The sequence below is a fragment of the Polaromonas sp. P3_C2 genome (assembly GCF_056402675.1).
Window position 1 is genome coordinate 1 of the sequence record NZ_JBFUGX010001187.1, and the last position, 680, is coordinate 680.

The following is a 680-nucleotide window of genomic DNA, read 5'->3' on the forward strand; positions in this document are numbered from 1 at the left end:
CCCGACGACATACTCCAGCTGCGCCGCCTGTGCCATGTCCTGCATGCGCTGGTGGGTCGTGGTGTCGCGGGCAACCCCCACCAGCACCGGCTTCGCAGGCAGGCCGTCGCAAGCGGCGATCATGCGGGCCATCAGCGCGTCGTCAAATTTGGCCGAGCCGCAAAAAAGCATCACAAAATGCGGCCACTCCGGAAGGAAAGCCCGGCGCAGCCCGTGCGTGAGGCCGTTGCGCGCCACGGCAATCAGCCGGCATGGGTAGCCGCCTTCCATGAAGTCGACATACTCGCTGCTGCCGTCAAAGTCTGTCTCGCCGGCAAAGCGCCGTTTGGCGACCACCCCGCCGGTTTTTTGGGCCAGCCAGCCCACCATGTCGAAAGCCTCGGTGCCGCTGGCCGAGCAGATACCCATGCGGTGAAAGGCTTCGGGGTCTGCCAGTGCCTGCGCCTGGGCAAGCTGCATGGGCGCCGATAGGCGGCGAAGCACCGAGGAGGGCGAATACTGTTTGCCCTTTTCAAGTTGCTCCCGCAGTGCCATGACCCGGCGGCCGAAATAAACCGCCGACTCGGTGGCCTGCGACATCGCCATGGACCACGGTGTCKGCAAAAGCCGCCGCCCCTTGCTGGTGTGCAGGGTATGGGGTGAATGGTGGCGCGGGTCGTGTTGCACAACATGCTGCAGCA

1 protein-coding gene is annotated in these 680 nt (G+C 64.9%); it reads right to left on the reverse strand.

The window, feature by feature from the left end:
• On the reverse strand, nt 1-666 hold a 666-nt coding region (locus AC1DWI_RS25490; RefSeq protein WP_477726230.1), incomplete at its 3' end, for a hypothetical protein.
• Nucleotides 667-680 lie beyond the last annotated feature (14 nt).